The sequence below is a fragment of the uncultured Metabacillus sp. genome, from assembly GCF_947503125.1.
Lineage (GTDB): Bacteria > Bacillota > Bacilli > Bacillales > Bacillaceae > Metabacillus.
On the sequence record NZ_CANNCR010000006.1, the window covers coordinates 115064 to 134348 of the forward strand.

At 38.8% G+C, this 19285-nt stretch carries 17 protein-coding genes and 1 pseudogene; 15 read left to right on the forward strand and 3 right to left on the reverse strand.

Going from position 1 to position 19285, the window contains the following annotated elements; translation table 11 throughout:
- Window positions 1-42: 42 nt before the first annotated feature.
- Window positions 43-546: an N-acetyltransferase gene (locus Q1B07_RS06990; protein WP_299091305.1), complete on the reverse strand. Its 504-nt coding sequence runs from the start codon at window positions 544-546 to the stop codon at window positions 43-45.
- Between the two features lie 476 nt (window positions 547-1022).
- On the opposite strand from Q1B07_RS06990, the gene Q1B07_RS06995 reads away from it, so the two are divergent.
- From Q1B07_RS06995 to Q1B07_RS07065, 15 genes and pseudogenes are all read left to right on the forward strand, one after another.
- A complete protein-coding gene (locus Q1B07_RS06995) occupies window positions 1023-1316 on the forward strand; it encodes a WXG100 family type VII secretion target (protein ID WP_299091303.1) in 294 nt (97 codons plus the stop codon).
- 65 nt (window positions 1317-1381) lie between these two features.
- Window positions 1382-1621 (forward strand): EsaB/YukD family protein, encoded by a 240-nt coding sequence (locus Q1B07_RS07000; RefSeq protein ID WP_299091301.1) that lies wholly within the window; start codon window positions 1382-1384, stop codon window positions 1619-1621.
- Window positions 1622-1635: 14 nt separating this feature from the next.
- Window positions 1636-2964, forward strand: a complete 1329-nt coding sequence (gene essB, locus Q1B07_RS07005; RefSeq protein ID WP_299091299.1) for a type VII secretion protein EssB — start codon at window positions 1636-1638, stop codon at window positions 2962-2964.
- A 76-nt stretch (window positions 2965-3040) separates the two neighbouring features.
- Window positions 3041-7516, forward strand: coding sequence for a type VII secretion protein EssC (gene essC / locus Q1B07_RS07010; RefSeq protein WP_299091297.1), 4476 nt, complete (start codon window positions 3041-3043; stop codon window positions 7514-7516).
- Window positions 7513-10569, forward strand: coding sequence for a type VII secretion protein EsaA (gene esaA, locus Q1B07_RS07015; RefSeq protein WP_299091294.1), 3057 nt, complete (start codon window positions 7513-7515; stop codon window positions 10567-10569). The genes essC and esaA overlap by 4 nt, the downstream gene beginning before the upstream one ends.
- Entirely contained in the window at window positions 10559-11077 is a 519-nt protein-coding gene (essA, locus tag Q1B07_RS07020) for a type VII secretion protein EssA (RefSeq protein WP_299091292.1), read from the forward strand. The genes esaA and essA overlap by 11 nt, the downstream gene beginning before the upstream one ends.
- 2 nt (window positions 11078-11079) lie before the next feature.
- Entirely contained in the window at window positions 11080-11511 is a 432-nt protein-coding gene (locus Q1B07_RS07025; protein ID WP_299832318.1) for a DUF5082 family protein, read from the forward strand.
- Window positions 11511-11777: a YwqI/YxiC family protein gene (locus Q1B07_RS07030; protein WP_299091288.1), complete on the forward strand. Its 267-nt coding sequence runs from the start codon at window positions 11511-11513 to the stop codon at window positions 11775-11777. Before Q1B07_RS07025 ends, Q1B07_RS07030 begins: the two co-directional genes overlap by 1 nt.
- Window positions 11778-11913: 136 nt before the next feature.
- Window positions 11914-14205 carry a T7SS effector LXG polymorphic toxin gene (locus Q1B07_RS07035; RefSeq protein WP_299091286.1) on the forward strand — a complete coding sequence of 764 codons (2292 nt, stop codon included), beginning with the start codon at window positions 11914-11916 and terminating at the stop codon, window positions 14203-14205.
- Window positions 14206-14215: 10 nt separating this feature from the next.
- Window positions 14216-14611, forward strand: coding sequence for a hypothetical protein (locus tag Q1B07_RS07040; protein ID WP_299832322.1), 396 nt, complete (start codon window positions 14216-14218; stop codon window positions 14609-14611).
- 230 nt (window positions 14612-14841) lie between these two features.
- Window positions 14842-15045, forward strand: a complete 204-nt coding sequence (locus tag Q1B07_RS07045) for a hypothetical protein (RefSeq protein ID WP_299091282.1) — start codon at window positions 14842-14844, stop codon at window positions 15043-15045.
- 12 nt (window positions 15046-15057) lie between these two features.
- On the forward strand, window positions 15058-15528 hold the full coding sequence (locus Q1B07_RS07050; RefSeq protein WP_299091279.1) for a hypothetical protein: 471 nt from the start codon (window positions 15058-15060) through the stop codon (window positions 15526-15528).
- 332 nt (window positions 15529-15860) lie between these two features.
- Window positions 15861-16148, forward strand: coding sequence for a hypothetical protein (locus tag Q1B07_RS07055; RefSeq protein ID WP_299091277.1), 288 nt, complete (start codon window positions 15861-15863; stop codon window positions 16146-16148).
- 42 nt (window positions 16149-16190) lie between these two features.
- Window positions 16191-16652 carry a hypothetical protein gene (locus tag Q1B07_RS07060; RefSeq protein ID WP_299091275.1) on the forward strand — a complete coding sequence of 154 codons (462 nt, stop codon included), beginning with the start codon at window positions 16191-16193 and terminating at the stop codon, window positions 16650-16652.
- A gap of 53 nt (window positions 16653-16705) precedes the next feature.
- Window positions 16706-16996: pseudogene (locus Q1B07_RS07065) on the forward strand (tRNA-dihydrouridine synthase); the annotation flags it as partial.
- Between the two features lie 158 nt (window positions 16997-17154).
- Here the strand turns inward: Q1B07_RS07065 and pepT are convergent.
- Entirely contained in the window at window positions 17155-18393 is a 1239-nt protein-coding gene (gene pepT, locus Q1B07_RS07070; RefSeq protein ID WP_299091273.1) for a peptidase T, read from the reverse strand.
- A gap of 161 nt (window positions 18394-18554) precedes the next feature.
- Entirely contained in the window at window positions 18555-19271 is a 717-nt protein-coding gene (gene treR / locus Q1B07_RS07075) for a trehalose operon repressor (protein ID WP_299091270.1), read from the reverse strand.
- Between the last annotated feature and the right edge of the window lie 14 nt (window positions 19272-19285).

A 19285-nucleotide genomic window follows, 5' to 3' on the forward strand; every position in this document is an offset into this window, starting at 1 on the left:
AGAAAAATAGCCTATATGACCGAAAATTAAAAAAATTAACACTTAGTTTACATTATTACTCATCCATTCTTCATATACACGGTCTTCCACATTTTTTTCTTCTACTAATTCTTTTTCCATTACCGTTGAAACGTCACGAAAGCCCAATTGTTCATATAAACGTTTTGCAGGATTGCCGCTAAAAACATTTAGGAGGATTTTTTTATAACCTTGACCTTTAAAGTCTTCAAGGGCTGCTTGCATAAGCTTTTTGCCAATTCCTAATTGTCTAAACGGGGGAAAAACATAAAGAGATGCAATTGATCCAGTCTTAACAGTATTTAATGGATTAAAGTCAGGACCTATTAGGATCCAGCCTAAAAGCATTTTATCTTTAAGTGCAACAAGGTAATAAGAGCCGTTATTTAAAAGTGGAATAAAGGCGTGAAAGCCATTTTCGCTGTTTTGCACAAAGCCCATTGAACTTTCATTCATCACATTTACTGTTAATTTTAATAGTTCGTTTGACTCCATCACGGTTGCCTTTCTAATGATCGATCTAGACAATTTCATCACCTTTTCGAAGGATTTTAGCATTATAAACATATTGTATGGAGCAATTAGGTAAAACGTGTAAGGTGCTATTTATCGGCATTAACATGAACGGGTCTGTATAGCAAATGGAGATATTAGGTTTATATACCCACTTTTTTAAAACTCCTTCTGATTTTTAGGGTTCAAACGACTCATGAATATTTCTTGATATTTATGCAATTTTTCCTGTGGACAAATCTATTAGATAGGGAAAAAGTTCCCTTTTTCGTGACAATTTTTGTTTTATTCTATATTTATTTGGGTAAATATGTTATTGGTATAATATAGGAAAAAGTGAATGTTTTGAATTAATTTCCAATTATTATGTAGAGGAGATTTTCATTTGGTCACTCGCTATTAAGATCGTTTAATAGAGAGAAAACATGTAAAGGGTACTCACAATTAATATAGATGAATACCAAATAACAAAATGATAGGGAGAGAATGAAATGTCTGGAATTATTCGCGTTACCCCAGCAGAGCTAGTTAGTATGTCCAACCGCTATTCAAGTGAAAGCAGCCAAGTAGGAGAGCAAATTTCTCGTCTTGATACAATGATTAGAGAACTAGAAGGCATGTGGGAAGGTGAATCAAGCAGAGCATTCAGCGAGCAATATCAATCATTAAGACCTTCTTTTATTCAAATGCAGCAATTGCTTGATGATATTTCTACTCAATTGAACAGCACTGCTAAAGCACTTGAAGATGCTGATCAACAAATCGCAAGCCAAATCAGAGGATAATCAGTTAAGAGATAAGGGAGCGCTCTTTTACATAGATGGCGCTCCTTCCTTATGAGGTGAATGAGGTGTACATAGAAGTTACAGTTGATTTAAAAAACTACCAAAAGGATAGCTTTGATTTGCGATTATCAAACTATCATACTGTCAAAAAAATGGTCGATATCGTATGGCAGGCAAAGAAAGTAAACGAGCAGCCGAAAGAAGGTTCTTGGATACGAATCATTAATAAGCATAAAATCGTTCAAGGAAATGAACGGTTAATAGATGTTGGCATTACAACTGGAGATCGAATTGAAATACTATGAAGGAGTTAGTGGGAATGTCATCACAAAACGATCGCTCATACTTAGAAGAAAAATTAGAAGCTAGTATAAAAATTGATAAGCAAACCATCGCGTTTTCCTTTCAAATTGAAAGAATTAAATTGGATAATCCTGCAGAAATTTCCTTTTTAAAAGAGATCAACCAGAAGATTAAAAAGGAAATTAACATGATGTATGATGAATTATCCATTCTTCATACAATCCCTAACACATTCACCCTTCTTCCTCGTATGGAGCAAGCAGAGGAAAGAGATCGCCTGATGATTTCATATAAAATTGTTCAACAGGTTGAGCTCCATTCCTTAACAAGAATTCATCTTATTGTATGCCCTGAGAATATTGTCCTTGACCAAGGGCTTAATCCATACTTTCTTCATTTTGGGGTAAAAGAAAGTCTTCCACCATATGAAAAAAATTCTGAAAATCTATTTAAAGAGGTAAAAGCAACGGTTGCGGCAATTGCTGATAAACAATATTCCTTTCAACAATACGTAAACCACTATGAAACACTTAAGCTTTCTAATTTTATAAAACGCGTATTTGCAGCACAAAGCTTTGCTGAATTATTGGGAATCATTGAAGAGCGGATTCAGCAGCTAAATGAAGAGAAGTCTCTTTTAATGACAGTGAATAAAAAAACATGGAAACTAAATCGCTATGTTCTTTACGGTGTCACCATATGCTTAATCCCGGCACTGATTTATTCCTTTTATTCATTATTTTTCCTCCAGCCAAAGCAAGAAAGCTTTATTTATGCACAGGAGAAATTCTTAAATAATGAATTTAGTGAAGTTGTAACAGCTCTTCAACCATATGAGATTGATGAAATGCCTAAAGTCACACAATATGAATTATCTTTATCCTATATTATCAACGAATCACTAGCAGAAAATCAAAAAGAGGTTATACGAAATACTGTGTCGTTACAGTCTGATCCGCTCTATTTTGAATATTGGATCCATATCGGACGTGGTAATGCCGAGGAAGCAGTTGATATTGCACGGTTTTTTGAAGACCGGGATTTGATATTGTACGGGCTTGTAAAATATAAAGAACAAGTGAAAGCAGATGATGAGTTAAATACGGATGAAAGACAGCAGCTATTAGCTGAAATTGACGGGGAAATAGAAGAGTATGAAGCAGAAAAAGAAGAGGAAGGACTAACTAGCACAGAGGAAGAGACAACTTCTGAGCAGGTTCAAGAAAAGCCGCAGGAGCAAACGGAGAAAGCAAGTGCGCCAGCTAATACTGATGCTCAAAAGGCTGCGACTCAAGCTAAGCAAACAACGACGACAAATGAACAGGGAGCAAAATCTCCACAATAAAGTGAGCTTTTATGTGCCTTTAATAGAAGCTGACGTAAGGCTAATTTTAATTTGAAAGAGTGCAGGTGGTGATACTATGCCAATTTTATGGGTTTTCCATCGAGATTCTTACCAATACATGACATTGAAAACAAATCCAAAGCAGGAGGTGACCATTGGAGGTGATTGGCAGCATACCATCACTATTCAACAGGCACCTTCCACGCAAAAACCACTAAAAGTGAAATATAGCAATGACTCCTATTGGCTTTACCAAGCGGAGGATCATGCTGAACAGCTTTTATGGAATAAACAATACAAGTGCAGTTGTGGCAAAGAGCCGGTCACGTTGATGGTCACTGAAGCTTTTTTGCCAGCAAAAACGTATTATATTGGAAATAAAAGTGAGGTCGCTTTTTCAATAACAAAGGAAAACGCAGCTTTTCAAAAGGCTTCTGAAGCATCATGGAAGCAAGACTCTTTTATGCTGTACAAGGAAGAGGATCGCTGGGAAATCGCTGCTGATGAATCGGAAACAATTTATCGAAATGGCCGGAGAATGGAGCAAGCAACACAATTAGAAATTGGCGACCAACTGTTTTGGCCAACCATGGTCATTACATTGATAGAAGAGGATCTCATTCAGATTGAAAGCCTGATAGAATACAAGACAGACCTTTTGGAAACGATGAAGCCTCAGTCAGAAATGCAAAAGAAATACCCTGTGTATCGTCGAACGCCAAGAATGGTCTATGACCTGCCTGAAGAGAAGGTGCAATTCTCCTTTCCGTCTCAGGATTCAGAAGGCTCTAACCGCAGCCTATGGCTGATCATTATGCCGCCGCTTATTATGTTGATTGTCATGGGGCTTGTAGCCATTCTTGTGCCAAGAGGGATATTTATTATCGTCTCATTAGTGATGTTTATGACAACATTGGTCACCTCTACGGTCCAATACTTTAAGGATCGCGGGCAGCAAAAGAAATCAAAAGAACGGCGCAAACGTATTTATACGCAATATTTAGATGCGAAAAGACAGGAGCTGCAGACGCTTGCCGATAAACAACGTGAGGTTTTGACCTTCCACTATCCATCCTTTGAGAGAATGAAGTATTTAACAGCTGAGCTATCTGACCGACTTTGGGAAAGAACCCTTGAAAGTCCGGATTTCCTCCAATTTCGGCTTGGACTTGGAACGGTTCGGGCAAGCTATACGATTTCTTCCTCCTCTTCCGATATGTCAAATAGGGAAATGGATGAGCTGCTTGAAGAATCCCAAAAGCTTGAAAGGGCCTATAAGTATTTGAAAAACCTCCCGATAACAGCCAATCTTTCAGAAGGTGCTATTGGGCTTATTGGAAAAGACGCTGTGTTGAAAAATGAATTACACCAACTAATTGGTCAGCTTGCGTTTTTTCATAGCTACCATGATTTGCGGTTTGTGTTTATCTTTGATGAGCATGAGTACAAGGGTTGGGAATGGATGAAGTGGCTTCCGCATTTTCAATTGCCTAATTCCTTTGCAAAAGGGTTCATCTACAATGAAAAAACAAGGGACCAATTGCTTTACTCCCTTTATGAAATGATCAGGGAACGTGATCAGGAGGAAGACAAAGAAAAACTGCGTTTTACACCGCATTATGTTTTTGTCATCACAAACCAACATTTGATCTCAGACCATGTCATTTTGGAATATTTAGAGGGTGACCATAAACATCTTGGCATCTCAGTTATTTTTGCTGCAGAAGCGAAGGAAAGTTTATCAGATAATATTCATACCCTTGTCCGCTATATCAATGACGGTCAAGGTGATATTTTAATACAGCAGAAAAAGGCGGTTCAAATCCCGTTTCAGCTTGATTTACATAGCAGGGACACGAATGAGAATTACGCCCGCATGCTCAGGACCCTTGATCATCAAATTGGGATGACAAATTCGATTCCTGAAGCTGTATCATTTCTTGAAATGATGAATGTAAAGAGTGTAGATGAGCTTTCAATTAAGCAGAACTGGCTGACAAGAGAGTCAGCAAAATCATTGGCAGTGCCAATTGGGTTAAAAGGAAAGGAAGAAACCGTTGAACTGAATTTGCATGAAAAGGCCCATGGTCCACATGGCTTATTGGCAGGAACGACAGGGTCAGGGAAAAGTGAATTTTTACAAACTTATATTCTGTCCCTTGCTGTTCATTTTCACCCTCATGAGGTTGCGTTTTTATTAATTGATTATAAGGGTGGAGGCATGGCACAGCCCTTTAAAAACATGCCCCATTTATTAGGGACGATCACCAATATCGAAGGAAGCAAAAATTTCAGCCTGCGCGCATTAGCTTCGATTAAAAGTGAGTTGAAACGGCGCCAGCGCTTGTTTGACCAATATAGCGTTACACATATTAATGACTATACGAAGCTATTTAAGCAAGGAAAAGCAGAGGACCCTCTGCCGCATTTGTTCCTTATTTCTGACGAGTTTGCGGAGCTTAAGACCGAAGAACCTGATTTTATTCGCGAGTTAGTTAGTGCGGCCCGTATCGGTCGAAGCCTTGGGGTACACCTCATTCTTGCAACGCAAAAGCCTGGAGGCGTCATTGATAACCAAATTTGGAGCAATGCCCGTTTCCGTGTCGCATTGAAGGTGCAAAACACAGAGGACAGCCGGGAAATCTTAAAAAATGGTGATGCTGCCTCGATCACGGTCACTGGGCGAGGGTATTTACAGGTTGGAAACAACGAGGTCTATGAGCTGTTCCAATCCGCATGGAGCGGTGCCCCATATCATGAAGAAGATAACTATGACATGGAGGACGAAGTAGCGATTGTAACAGACTTAGGGTTAATTCCTTTATCAGAAGTGTCTGCATTAGATCAAAAGCAGAAGGATCATGAAAGTGAAATTGACGTGATTGTTGATAAAATTGAACAGCTTCAGCGTGATCTGGAGATTGAGAAGCTTTCAAGCCCATGGCTGCCGCCGCTTCCAGGACGTCTATATCGCGGTGGAATGGATCTTGTTCAAAGAGATCAATCAAGCATTGTCTTTGCAATGATTGATGAACCAGAACAGCAAAGTCAATCACCATATTCATATGAGGTGATCGAGGATGGAAATATTGGAATCTTTGGTTCCTCCGGCTATGGAAAAACACAAACCATCCTTACTCTTTTGTTAGGAATGGCAAAGCAATTTTCTCCAGAGGATGTTCACTATTATTTAATGGACTTTGGAAATGGCGGATTGCTGCCGCTTAAGCAGCTTCCACATACCGCTGATTATTTCTTGCTTGATCAAGAGCGGAAAATTGAAAAATTTATGGGGATTTTACGTGATGAAGTAGCAAGAAGGAAGCAGCTTTTCCAAAAGCAAGAGGTAAGCTCAATTAAGATGTACAATGCATTAAGTGAAGAGCCGCTGCCGTTTTTGTTTGTTGTCATAGATAATTTTGACCTTGTTAAAGAGGAGATGCTTGACCTTGAGCAGCAGTTGAACCAGTTTGCCCGCGATGGTCAGTCTCTAGGAATTTACATGATCTTAACGGCTACGCGAATCAATTCGGTTCGCCAATCGTTAATGAACAATTTAAAAACAAAGATTGTACACTATTTAATGGATTCTTCAGAGGCTTATACGATACTCGGAAGACTGCCGTTTGCACCTGAGGCTATGCCGGGAAGGGCGATTATCAAAAAGGATGCCGCCCACTTTGCCCAAGTTTACCTGCCAACAGAAGGAAAAGATGACTTTGAGCAAATGACTAGCCTGAAAGAAGAAGTACAGAATTTGAAGGAAATATATGCAACGGCGAAAAAGCCGGCTCCGGTTCCAATGCTGCCTACAGAGCTTACGCTTAGCAATTTTGCCGGTTATATTGAGAAGCGGATTGGTATGCTGCCGATTGGGCTTGATGAAGAACATGTCACACCAGTTTATATAAACTTCTTAAAGACAAAGCATTGTATGGTGCTTGGACAAGCTCAAAAAGGTAAAACAAACTCGCTTAAGGTGCTGATTCAAACAGCGCTTGAACAGGATATCGAGCATATCGCGATTTTTGATTCGATTGATCGAGGATTATCATCATTTATCGGAGAAGAGAATTTGGTCTACCTTGAAGGAAAGGATCATGTCATTTCCTGGTTGGATCAATTGGAAACACTCTTTATTCAACGGGAGGAAGCCTATCATCAGCACATCCAGAGAGGCGAACAATTGCCGCAATTTTCTCCGGTTCTGTTCATCGTTGATGGCTATTCCCGCTTCCTGCAAAGCTTAGATAATCTGACCCAAGATCGAATCGTCCGCTACATGAAAAGCTATAGCCATCTTGGATTTAATATGGTCGTATCCGGCAGCAATAATGAATTAACAAAGGGCTATGACCCATTAACAACTGAAATTAAGCAAATCAGACAAGCGGTTATTTTAATGAAAAAATCTGAACAAACCTTATTTACTCTTACCTATGATCGTAAGGAAGCAGAGATCCAGCCGGGCTTTGGTTATTATGTAGAAAATGGAAAAGAGCAAAAAATTCAGATCCCGCTTGCAAATGTTGAAAGGAAGGTACGAATATGACAGAAAAAGCAAGCATATTTAAGCTTATCCTCGTCATTATTATGATTGTCATTACACCCCTTCTTTTCTTCCGATCAATCGGAGACAGCCCGTTGCAAGTCGTGAAACCAGAAAATGCAACAAAATCCATTGCCATTATCAATGAGGATATTGGAACACAGGAAGGCGATGAGGAGATTCAATTTGGCCAGGATGTTGCGGCAATCCTGGCTGAAAACTCTTCCTATGAATGGACGGTTGTCGGCAGAAGTGCAGGGGAAAATGGCCTGAGCAATTTAAAATACGACGCCATTGTTTATTTACCATCAGACTTTTCGCAAAACATCATGACGTATGATGAGGAAAATCCAGTAAAAACGAATCTCCAATATAAAGTGCAGAGCCAATTGAATGCAGTGAATAAAGAAAAAGTATTAGTTGAGCTCGAAAAAGCGACAAAACGAATCAACCGAAAGATTTCATCCCTATATTGGAATTATGTATCAGCCGATATGGAGCATATTCGCCAGGAATTTGATGAAATTCTTGAAAAGGAAGTTGCCTTTCAAGAAACAATGACAGCTTTTTATAAGCCAAGCTCAAAAAATTTAGCGGGACAAATTGATGATCAAAAAGCCATGCTCACAAGCCTGCAAGAGTCGATTGAGCAGATTGGCGAAAGAGCTCCGGATCAAAAGGCAACGATGGAAGCCTATGCGCAAGACTTAACAACCTTTGTTGAGTATGTGAAGCAATATAAGGAATACCAAGAAAAGCAACAAACCCTTTTAGCTGAGATACAGGCACAGTCCATCGAGACGGTGAATCAGGCAACTGAAAATCAAAAGCCAATGTTTGTGAAATCACAAAGCCTTTTTGATGAAGAGGGCGAGAAGTTTTTAGAGAGCATGTCTCAGTTGGACCAGCGAATGGCCAGCAATCAACAGGTATTTAATCAATTAGAGGACCAAAGGTACAGCCAGGTAGCAAGACAAGTAAATGAATTCTACTCCCTGCAAAAAAAGATTCTTGAGTTTTATCAGCAGTTAAAGGATACAAACCTGCTAAATGATGTAGAAGGTCAGCTTGCTGTCTATAGTGACAAGCTTAGTGTAGGCGAGGAACCGGAAGAGCCTGCTGAAGATGGCGAGGAAAAGCCTGGTAAACCAGATGATCAGGTTATTGTTTCAAATACCGAGGAAAAAAAGGAAGAAACCAATAATAATGGTGTGGAAACTTCAAACGAGGGCAACCAAGGAGAAGATAATGGAAACCCCAATAATCCTGAAGATCCGAAAGAACCATTTGTAGACTTAACATCTGAAAGAGAAGAGCTTAAAAAGATCTCAACTGAAATGAATAGAATAAAAGATTCACTAAATGTTGAGGAACTGCCGCCCGAGGCAGTCGTTAAGGCAGTAGAAGATATAACTAGTCTTGATCATCGTGTTCTTGAAGTTGAAAAGGCATTGGGAGAAAAACAACCAGGAAAAAACCCATTAGAAGATGATGTCAAGCAATTACAGAAGGATATTGATAATTTAATTAAAGCAAAATCAGATCTTGAAACAGAGCTAAACAAAAAAATAGACGAAATTACTAAACTAGAAGAAGAGAAAGCACAATTAGAAACGGCTATTAATCAATTAGAAGAAACGAATAAAAAACTTGATACCGAACTAAGCTTATACAAAGACTATGAAGCAAACATCAAAGATGAGATCGAGAAAATGGAACAATCAATCCTTGCTTCTGAAGCACTTTCTGCAACAAGAAAAGACGTTTTAACAGGCATCTTTACCAAGGAAATAAAAAGCAAGGATCTTCTCGATATGATGTATTACTTTTCTTACTTAGGCCGCTATCAGGAAACATTGGACAGCGTGCTGGCTGAAAACACGGCAATGAACGCTGTTCTTGGGAATGAAGAGTTTAAGGAAGAAGCAAATAAAATTGTCGAAATTACAAGTGAAGAGGAATCGGGCTGGAAACAATTGGGTAAAGATATGCCAACGACCCAGGATGCACTAAACACCATGGAAGATAGCTTTACTGTATTTATGGCAAATTACCGAAAAACCGTTGATGAGCAGCAAGCGAAACTGCTTGAAAGCTTGAACGGCATTCTGCAGGAAGCAACAATGGTACTTGATCAAATTCAACAGCCTCAGCAGATGCTTACAGTTGTAGAGCCGACAGCACCTATTGAAGGTCAGGAAATGGTTTCAGGTACAGAAAAAATTAGCGAGCAATTGGCTTCCATTCATACATGGATGGATTCTATTAGTGAAAGTCAAAGCAGTATCATAGAATATACGGGTGAGCTTCAAGTTAGAGTAAATGATGTTCAGGTTGATGCAGATAAACTAAACAACAAATGGGCATCAAATGTTGCTTCAACAGAGCTGATTCGTGATGATGTATTTAGTGTTCTAGGTAATACATTTGTTGATGGTCAACAAAATGGATATGTCTATGATTTCTTAACAAATCCATTAAAGGTGAGCGGCGATATTCTTGAGGAAACCGAAAGTGAGACGGTGAAAAATATACCGCCAGTGGTAGTGTTATTTATCGTGCTTATATCAAGCCTGCTGATCGGTTATACAAGTTATTATTTCCAACAGCCGCCGTTATGGGTTCAAGCCATTCTATTTGTCCTATTAAACCTTATTGTCGGCTTTGTCATTAGTCTGTTTGGACTGGATATTTATCCATTACGAGAAGAAAGTGCGGTTGAATGGACCGTCTATACGATCCTGCTTCTAGCAGCTGGTTCAGCCTTAGTACGAGTTGCATTTTCTGCCCATCATTTAATTGGGCTGTTTGTAACGGTAGGATTGGTGATTTTTTATGTTACACCTTTACTTGCCTTAACAACACCAAACTTTAGTTTTACTGACCCGATGTCAAATGTGTATATGTCGATTCAATATGGTACAGAGTCATTATTCACACAAGCAGTAGTGGTTCTAAGCTTGATTTTAGCAGTGCTCATTGGACTCCAGTACTTCATTGGTAAATCAAGATTAAATATTGATAAGAAGAAGGGATCGGAGACCCATGCAGCATAAGCAAGGTTTGCTCGTTTCATTGCTTTTGCTAATCATAACTGGTTACCACCTTTTAGCTGCAAATCCTGTCCATGCGGATTCGACGAAAATTGATGAGCTTGTTCCAAATGATTATCAAGAAAATCAATTTAAAAAAAATAATGAATTGCTTCATGATGAATCATTAACGAATCAACGCTCAAATATACCTGAAGAGGTAAAGGATCTAACCTTTGAACGGGAAAAACAGTCTCAGGATGACATCATGAAATCAACCTTGTTTTTAAGTGAGACAAGTGACAACAATACGATCAAAGCGAAAGCACTTGAAATGCAGTTGTTTACAAATGTAGAAGATAAAGCTTTGAATCTGGCGGAAGAGGATGAACCATCTTCTTCCTACTTATCCTTAACGATTTTCATTTGGGCATTAGTTGGTGTTTGTAGTTTGTTGTTAATTGTTGTCTTGTTTGTATGGGGGAGCTCCCAGAACAAAACAAAAAAATCCTCAAAATTAATAGAGGGGTGAAGATGATGAGTTTATCAGACATGTTGTATTCGATTCAAAGGAGCATTTCATCACAGTCGAATGATCTTGAAGAAAAAATTCAAAGATTGACCCAAGCCAAAAATGATATTAACCGGGAGCAAGATTTATTGCTCCAAGAAATAAAAAAGATAAAACAGCCTGATTTAGGAAAAGAATGGACAGGAGTAAGAGCTGACAATTTTGACCGTGAGCGTGAGGATGCCTATACGATCATGCAGAGAATTGGACAGATTGATTATTCAAGCTATCAACGATTAATAGAAAGCAAGATCAATAGTTTAGAAATAGAACAAAGTGTTTTAAATGTCACAAAAGCTCTTGCCTATGAGGCAGGCCAGCTCATTGACAAAGGCGAAGACGCTGTTGATGAGCTGGCAAGCAGAATTAGCGATCTGAAAAGGCGGTTATTATAATGGTGACGATTAAACTTAATTACGAAGCAGTTATGAAGGAGTTAGATGAGGTCAAGTCAGCGTTAGCCAATGTAAAGATTGCACCGCCAGAAGCCGGCAGCCTCGGGCAAAACCAGCTGGATTTTACCACCTATTGGCTTGAACGAGAGGCAAGAATTCATCAGCTCATCAATGAGTATGTTGAGGTTGTTGAGAAAAATGTTGAAGATACAAAGGCAAATGTCCGCTCGTTAAAAGAGCAGGATGAAGCGATAACTAGACAGTAGGGCTGTTATTGCCATTTACGCTACTACCAAAACTATACCTAATATGAGGCTGTCTCAAATTAAGGGTCAGACCCTTTGGAGGCAGCCCTTTTTTCAAATAGCGTAAAAGAAGCTAAACTAAAGGAAAGGGCAGACGGTGACCGTGAAAGTATATGAAGCGAAATCATTAGTAGATTCAATGGAAGCAAGGGCCAAAAGCTATACAGACTTACGGGAAAAGCTAGAGGAAGTTAAAAACCAATTCAATGACATCGTCAACCTGAACGATCAACTGCAAGGAAAGGGAGCTGATGCGATTAAAGGCTTCTACCAGGCTCAAATCGATGTAGTCGATGCCTGGCTTCGCCTGATTGATCGGAACATCGCCTTTTTCAACGGCATCGCAGGCACAACAGAGGATGCGGAGCTGTCAGGTGATACGATTGTCCATGTCCCGTTTTTAGAGTATGAACTGACCCATCATGCAAGAACACATAAAGAAATGGTCTCAAGCCAACAGGATGAGCTGAAAAGGATTTTCAACCGAATCGATGACCTCATTTCTCTCGATGTTTTTTCAAAAGAGCGATTTGAAGACCATATGGAGAAAGCGGAAAAAGACCGAAAAGACACCGTTGATGCAGTTGAAAAGCTGGACAGTGACTTGAAATCAGAATACATCCTATCGGAGGGTGATGAACAGTATGTAGTAGCACTCTTCGGACAGCTTATGGAAGCATCCCGCCAAGGCAGCACCATCCAACCGATCCATTTCAACGCAGAAGCCTACAAAGCAAGTGAAGTCTACCAGCTTAAAGAACAAGCTGAAAAACAAACAAGTGAATACCTCTCTTTTAAAGAAGAACAGGAAAAATGGCGAGAAGAGCTTAAACGCCAGGAGGAGCTCGAAAACCGTCCATGGTACGAAAAAACATGGGATGGAATCAAAACCTTCACAGGCGAAATCACAGGCTACTACGATTACATACGAGCTTCAGAAGGGGTTGACCCCGTCACCGGCGAAAAACTAACAGTAGGCCAACGCGTCGCAGCGGGCGCCATGGCAGCCGCCGGCTTCATCCCAATCGTCGGCTGGGCAGGACGCATCGCCAAAGGCGGAACAGCCATCTACCGAACAGCCAAAGGCATGCACGCCGCAGACCAGGCACTTGACATATATAGAACCGCCAACACCTTCTCCACCCTTGAAAAAGCGGAAATGGGCATCTATGGTCTTGTATCTGCCAATGGGTTCAGTGAGTACCTCACAGGTAAAGATATGTTTGGAAATGAGCTAACCGAAGAGCAAAAGCAGAATAGCCTTTACCAGGCGTTGGGAATTCTTGCTATTGGCGGAATGGCTTATGCACCTCAGCTTATCAGAAACGGAAAAGCGATTCGCGAACAGACAGTCAATAAGGCACATGAGCTAGCGCTGAAAACGAAAGCAGGGGCTAGTAGTTTCATAGATGATGTTAAAAATGGGGCAAAAGCTGCTTTTAATCCGAATGTTCATTATCGTTTTGCCAGTGATGTTTCGGATGTGCCGGTGAATGCGATGGATAGTCCCGTGGTTAAGAAGGAAATGGATGGGGGAATGTTGAATTCTACGGTGAGTAGTGTTGGTAAGGGTGCGGATGATGCTAATAAGAGTTCTAGTGAGGTTGGAAAACTAAGTAGTTTTGCGGATTCTATGAGCCCAGAAGATGGCAAACGATATACTCAGTTTTGGGATAAAGTAGAAGTAGGAATGAATAGAGAGGCTCGAGTTGCGGCTAGTCAAATGAACTCTTCTAGTTTTATAAACAGTATCCTTCCTAAGAAGTTAAAAGAGCATAATTTAAGTTACGATGAATTTACAAATTTACGATTAAAACCAGATTACAAGCTAACTGCAAGTGAACGATCAATTATGCAAGATATTCGAGACTCTGTCCCACGCCCGGATAAAAATACATCATTAATAAAGAACTTTCATGAAAAAGATATTCAAAAATACTTAGATGGGGATTATACCTCAGTTAAAGGTTTTGTTGCAAAAGCAGAAGATAGTTCGCATATACATGAATATTCTCATGTTAGAGAGTCTATGAGATTAGATTATTCTTATTACGATGATTATAATGACAGGGTAGTTACCCCTTATCCTGAAGATGGAAATAGTTATGGTTATATTGAATTTAAAGCAAAAGACCCAGAAATGCTGTCTTCAGAACATTTAGAGATCCCCTATGGCCATAATATGGAAAAAGCATACAGTGGATGGGAATATAATGAGTGGCCATGGACTGGAAATGGGTTTACTGCATCCAGAAATGGTGAAGTTATACCTGAATGGACATTAAAGAATTTTATTGATTTAAGAGAAGGTGCAAAATTACACAGAGTAGTTGACGGGAAAGATGAGGTCATAGCTATTTTTAACGGTAAGGTTTTTATTGAAAATTAAAGAGGTGAACATGATGTTAAGATCGGGTATATATGCAACATATAGGGGAACGGAGTATGAATTAACTGTCGACATGGACAATAATGTGAAAATTATGACTGATGACAAAGGAAAAATTGATTCAACATTTGAAGATACTTATAATAGTGGGTTATACACTAAGAAAGTGAAACCAAATGAATTAGAGGATTGTGTACGCATAGTTCCATATGGAATCATACAAGGTGAGAAAGTTCAAATTTTAAAGGAAAAGGAAAATCAGTACCAAGTTGCAACAGGTTCTTTACTTGTCGGAAGTTATCTAAATCTGCCTAGAGTGGATCGTGATACATGGGTTGGATGGGTATCTAAAAATAAAATTAAGCTAATTGAAGAGAAAACACCGGTTAATCCAGAAAACTTATAATGGGAAGGAACAATTTGTTTTTAAGGAAAATGTTTGTTTAGATGATATTGAGGCTTTAGTAGAAATTAAAAAGCCTATTTTAAAATTCCATGATTTAACTTTAGAAAGAAGATTAATTCCAAAGGAAAAACTTCGAGAGTACTTGAATCAAATTGATTAGTCATTTGATTTTTTTGAATTAGTTTTAAGTCTAGTACATTAATAAATATTGCTTATGTGTGGACCTAGCTTTGCTACGGTCTATTTTTTATAAGAAGCTAGATGAAAGGCGAGGATTAACAGGTAGTAAAGAGATCGTTTTACCCGAATATTATCAAGAAGCAAGAAAGTTTGTTGAGGGCGACATGATGTATATTAGAAATAGTAAAACAGGAGAACCTGTATTTAAATTTATTTTCGATGGTGATACAAAATCGGGGGTTCAATTTAATTAAGGTGGTGTTAATGTGGGGAAATATGCCAAATATAATAATAAAAATTATCCAGTTAATTTTCGTAATGGTAAGTATAGATTAAAGAGCAAAGAACATGAAAACGGATTTCAAGAATTAGTGGATCTTGGTGGAAATATTCATCATGATATTTTTATTAAAGAAGTAACCTTAGATGAGCTAGAATTGTTATTTGAGTTGAAACATAAGGTAATTTATAAAGGGAAAGAATATGAACCATTTTCGATAGGAGAATTAGTAATCCATGATGGGAGAATCTCATTGTTTAGTAGTGATTACGAAGATTATGAAAAGAATGGATTTGAAAAACAAGAACAGTTTGTTTTTAAGAAAGAAGTTAGTATAGATGAGATTGAAGCATTAGTAGAAATTATGGAGCCAATATTGGATTTCAACGAATTACCTGTAGAAAGAAAAGTAATACCAAGTAATCAAGTTAAAGAGTATCTAAATAATTTGAATTAATTACTAACCAATATTAGGGAAAAATATATGACCTAGCCACTATGGATAGGTCTTTTTTGGTATTTATTTAGATTGTGAAATAAGAAAACTAACCAAAGGCGGAACAGCCATCTACCGAACAGCCAAAGGCATGCACGCCGCAGACCAGGCACTTGACATATATAGAACCGCCAACACCTTTTCCACCCTTGAAAAAGCGGAAATGGGCATCTATGGCCTTGTATCAGCCAACGGGTTCAGTGAGTACCTCACAGGTAAAGATATGTTTGGAAACGAGCTAACCGAAGAGCAAAAACAGAATAGCCTCTACCAGGCGTTAGGAATTCTGGCTATTGGCGGAATGGCCTTATGCTCCACAGCTTGTCCGGAATGGAAGAGTGATAGGAGAACAGACAGTTAATAGGGCACATGAGCTAGCGTTAAAAACGAAAGCTGAGGCTTATAGTTTCATTGATGATGTTAAAAATGGGGCAAAAGCGCATTTAATTCAACTGTTAGGGACGAGTGATTCTAAGATTGCTAAACAATTAGGTTTTGATAGAACGGACAAATATTTTTATGAAAAATGGGTTAATACAAGTGAATTAGAATTATTTGAAGAAAAAAGTATAACTATGTAATTGGTTAAAAAAAGGTTATATTGAAAAGGAAAGGGGAATAAAATGACTATCCAAATTGAATACGCTGAAACGATCATTGTAGGTGTACTTTATAACAATAATTGGTATTGGTATGTTACAGATAAAGAAATTTGGTTTCTAGACTTAAAAAAGCTTGAAAAGGCATTTATCGATGCTGGATATGAGATAAACATTAAAGGTGATTATTCCGATCGCTTCAATATTCCAATCGTTAATACACAAACAGCAGAAGAGTTTATTAATCACTTAGAGGAATATAAAGTAACAACAAATCAACTGAGAAAAATGATGTTAGAAGAGCTTAGTGTGGATGAATTAGATAAGTATCATCCAGCATTATTTGTTAACTTTGATACAGAAACTCTTATATCTAATTTCCCTGAACCCGCCTCGTTTGAGGCTTATGTTCCTGAAAATTGGACGGGTTTATATAGGGACTTTATAGAGGATGTACCAATGAATGAAAGGTATTGGGTGAAGTAAAAAGATTTCAAGGTAAAAAGAGGGTATTATGGATATTAAACAGGAATTAATAAACAGTAGAGGAAGCCGTACAGGCTGAAAAAATAGGATTTGATTGTATTTCGACAACATTACATGGCTATACAGAAGAAACTTCAGGGCAAAAACTATATGATAACGATTTTGAATTTTTAAAAATGATTCTAAATCATGTACACCTTCCTGTAATCGCAGAAGGGAATGTCATGACTCCTGAAATGTATAAAAGATGCATGGAGCTAGGAGCATATGCAAGTGTGGTTGGGGGAGCAATCACGCGTCCAAAGGAGATTACGCAGCGCTTTGTCAGCGAAATCCAAGCATAACATTCTATGAAAATATGAAAGCCATTCAAATTTAGAGCCGCTGCAATGATAGCGGCTCTTTTGCGCCTTTATTTCTAATTAGACTTATATCGATCTGCTAAAATTTACAATTGCAACGGCGGATGTCTTTATGAAAAAGGGTAAATTTTAAAAGATAGTTACCTTCCTGCTCTTTCCTCAAACAGTTTAATAATTTCGATTATTGTATTGGTTGCCTTGATCATATTTTCAACTGAGATAAATTCAAATTTCCCATGGAAGTTTTCTCCGCCAGTAAAAATATTTGGAGTCGGCAATCCCATATAGGACAGTTGCGATCCGTCTGTTCCGCCGCGTATCGGCTCGACAATCGGCTCAATCCCTAGGTTCTCCATCGCTTGGTGGGCAATGTCGACAATATATTTCACAGGCTCTATCTTATCACGCATGTTGTAGTATTGATCATTTAACTCCAGAATGATGGTATCTGGACCATACACGCTTTTGAATTCATCAACAAGATCAACGACCGTCTTTTTTCTCGCTTCGAATTTCTGTTTATCATGATCGCGGATGATATAGTGAAGCTTTGTTTCCTCTACATCGCCTGTGAACGAAAGTAAATGGTAGAAGCCTTCATAACCCTCCGTAAATTCAGGTGCTTCCATTGCAGGCAGCTTGCTGTTAAATGCCATCGCAATTTTAGCCGAGTTAATCATTTTTCCTTTAGCGGTGCCAGGGTGGACATTGTTTCCTTTAAACGTAATTTTGGCAGCGGCAGCGTTAAAGCTTTCATATTGAAGCTCGCCAAGCGGGCCGCCATCAACTGTATAAGCAAAATCTGCGTTAAATGACGTAACATCAAATTTATGCGGTCCTCTGCCAATTTCCTCATCTGGTGTAAAGGCTACCCTAATTTTTCCGTGTTTGATTTCCGGATGCTTAATTAAATAAGCCATCGCTGTTATGATTTCCGCAATTCCGGCTTTATTATCTGCTCCTAAAAGCGTTGTGCCATCGGTTGTGATCAATGTATGTCCTTTATAATTAGCAAGATTCGGATAATGTGTCGGGGAAAGGACAATATGTAAGGATTGATTTAGGGTGATGTCATTACCATCATAGTTTTCGACAAGCAGTGGCTTCACATTGGCACCTGTAAAATCGGTTGCTGTGTCGACATGAGCTAAAAATCCAATTGTTGGGACTTGTTTTTCTGTGTTGGACGGAAGGGTTGCCATCACGTATCCGTTTTCATCAAGGGTCACATCTTCCATGCCAATTTCCTTTAATTCGTTTACAAGCATATTGGCAAGTGTTAGCTGACCAGGGGTAGATGGACAGGAATCATTGTTTTCATTTGATTGTGTATCTACTTTTACATAGCTTGTAAAGCGTTCAATGATCTCGTTTTTCATAGAAACTCCCTTTCTTATCGTAGGATAGTTTTATCATACCATGATGGATTCAAAAACTCATAAGAAAAGCGCAAGGCATCTGGAGCTAGCCGCTAAAACGAGTGCTTCATAAAACAAAAAACCATTGGGGCAAAAGCCCAATGGCATAGTTTGATCGCAAGCTAAACCCCGCGCCGTGCAAAATCAACAAACCGAAATTTATCAAGGCGGTGGCGGGATTCGGTATATTGGAACAGGCTTGCATTATCTAAATAGACGTAGTTTTTCACGACAACTATGTGGGAAAAACCCTCCAAGTCGAGATACCCTCGATCCTCCTCGGTGCAATCCTCGACAACAATTTCCTTTTTGGCAAAGCTGATGTTAAGCTGTAGTTCTTTTTCCAGGTACTCATAAATGGAGCCCTCACAAATCTGCTTTGATAAGGTTGGAACAAATTTTTTTAAGAAAAAGTCCTTGTCCAAAATAATGTTTTCACCACCGATTGCTCTTGAACGAATGACCTTCCAAATTTCGTCCTTGCTTGACGCATTTAATTGCTGCTTGATAAATGGGTCAGGCTTGATCAGGCCAAAATCATGAACCGTTGTGATCGGCTCAGCTGTGAAGTTTTTTGAAATTTCCTTAAAGCTGACTAATCCTGAAATCGGAAAGCTCATTTTTTGGACATCAATGACGATCGAGCCTTTGCCCTTGATTTTTTGAATAAAGCCATTTTGCGATAAGAGGTTTAACGCTTTACGGATCGTTTCTCTGCTCGTATTATAGGATTCGGCTAACTCATTTTCAGATGGAAGAGCTTCACCGGCTTTGATTTCTCCGGTTTTTATTTTATCAGTCCATTCTTTGTAAATGGCATGATATTTATTTTTTCTCATGTCATATCACCATT

What these genes read in the sequence shown, in the direction of transcription:
- Q1B07_RS07040 (WP_299832322.1), top strand. Translation starts at nt 14,216, where the DNA reads ATGATGTTAAGATCGGGTATATATGCAACATATAGGGGAACGGAGTAT.
- Q1B07_RS07030 (WP_299091288.1), top strand. Translation starts at nt 11,511, where the DNA reads ATGGTGACGATTAAACTTAATTACGAAGCAGTTATGAAGGAGTTAGAT.
- Q1B07_RS06995 (WP_299091303.1), top strand. Translation starts at nt 1,023, where the DNA reads ATGTCTGGAATTATTCGCGTTACCCCAGCAGAGCTAGTTAGTATGTCC.
- treR (WP_299091270.1), bottom strand. Translation starts at nt 19,271, where the DNA reads ATGAGAAAAAATAAATATCATGCCATTTACAAAGAATGGACTGATAAA.
- essA (WP_299091292.1), top strand. Translation starts at nt 10,559, where the DNA reads ATGCAGCATAAGCAAGGTTTGCTCGTTTCATTGCTTTTGCTAATCATA.
- essB (WP_299091299.1), top strand. Translation starts at nt 1,636, where the DNA reads ATGTCATCACAAAACGATCGCTCATACTTAGAAGAAAAATTAGAAGCT.
- Q1B07_RS07025 (WP_299832318.1), top strand. Translation starts at nt 11,080, where the DNA reads ATGATGAGTTTATCAGACATGTTGTATTCGATTCAAAGGAGCATTTCA.
- Q1B07_RS07060 (WP_299091275.1), top strand. Translation starts at nt 16,191, where the DNA reads ATGACTATCCAAATTGAATACGCTGAAACGATCATTGTAGGTGTACTT.
- esaA (WP_299091294.1), top strand. Translation starts at nt 7,513, where the DNA reads ATGACAGAAAAAGCAAGCATATTTAAGCTTATCCTCGTCATTATTATG.
- pepT (WP_299091273.1), bottom strand. Translation starts at nt 18,393, where the DNA reads ATGAAAAACGAGATCATTGAACGCTTTACAAGCTATGTAAAAGTAGAT.
- essC (WP_299091297.1), top strand. Translation starts at nt 3,041, where the DNA reads ATGCCAATTTTATGGGTTTTCCATCGAGATTCTTACCAATACATGACA.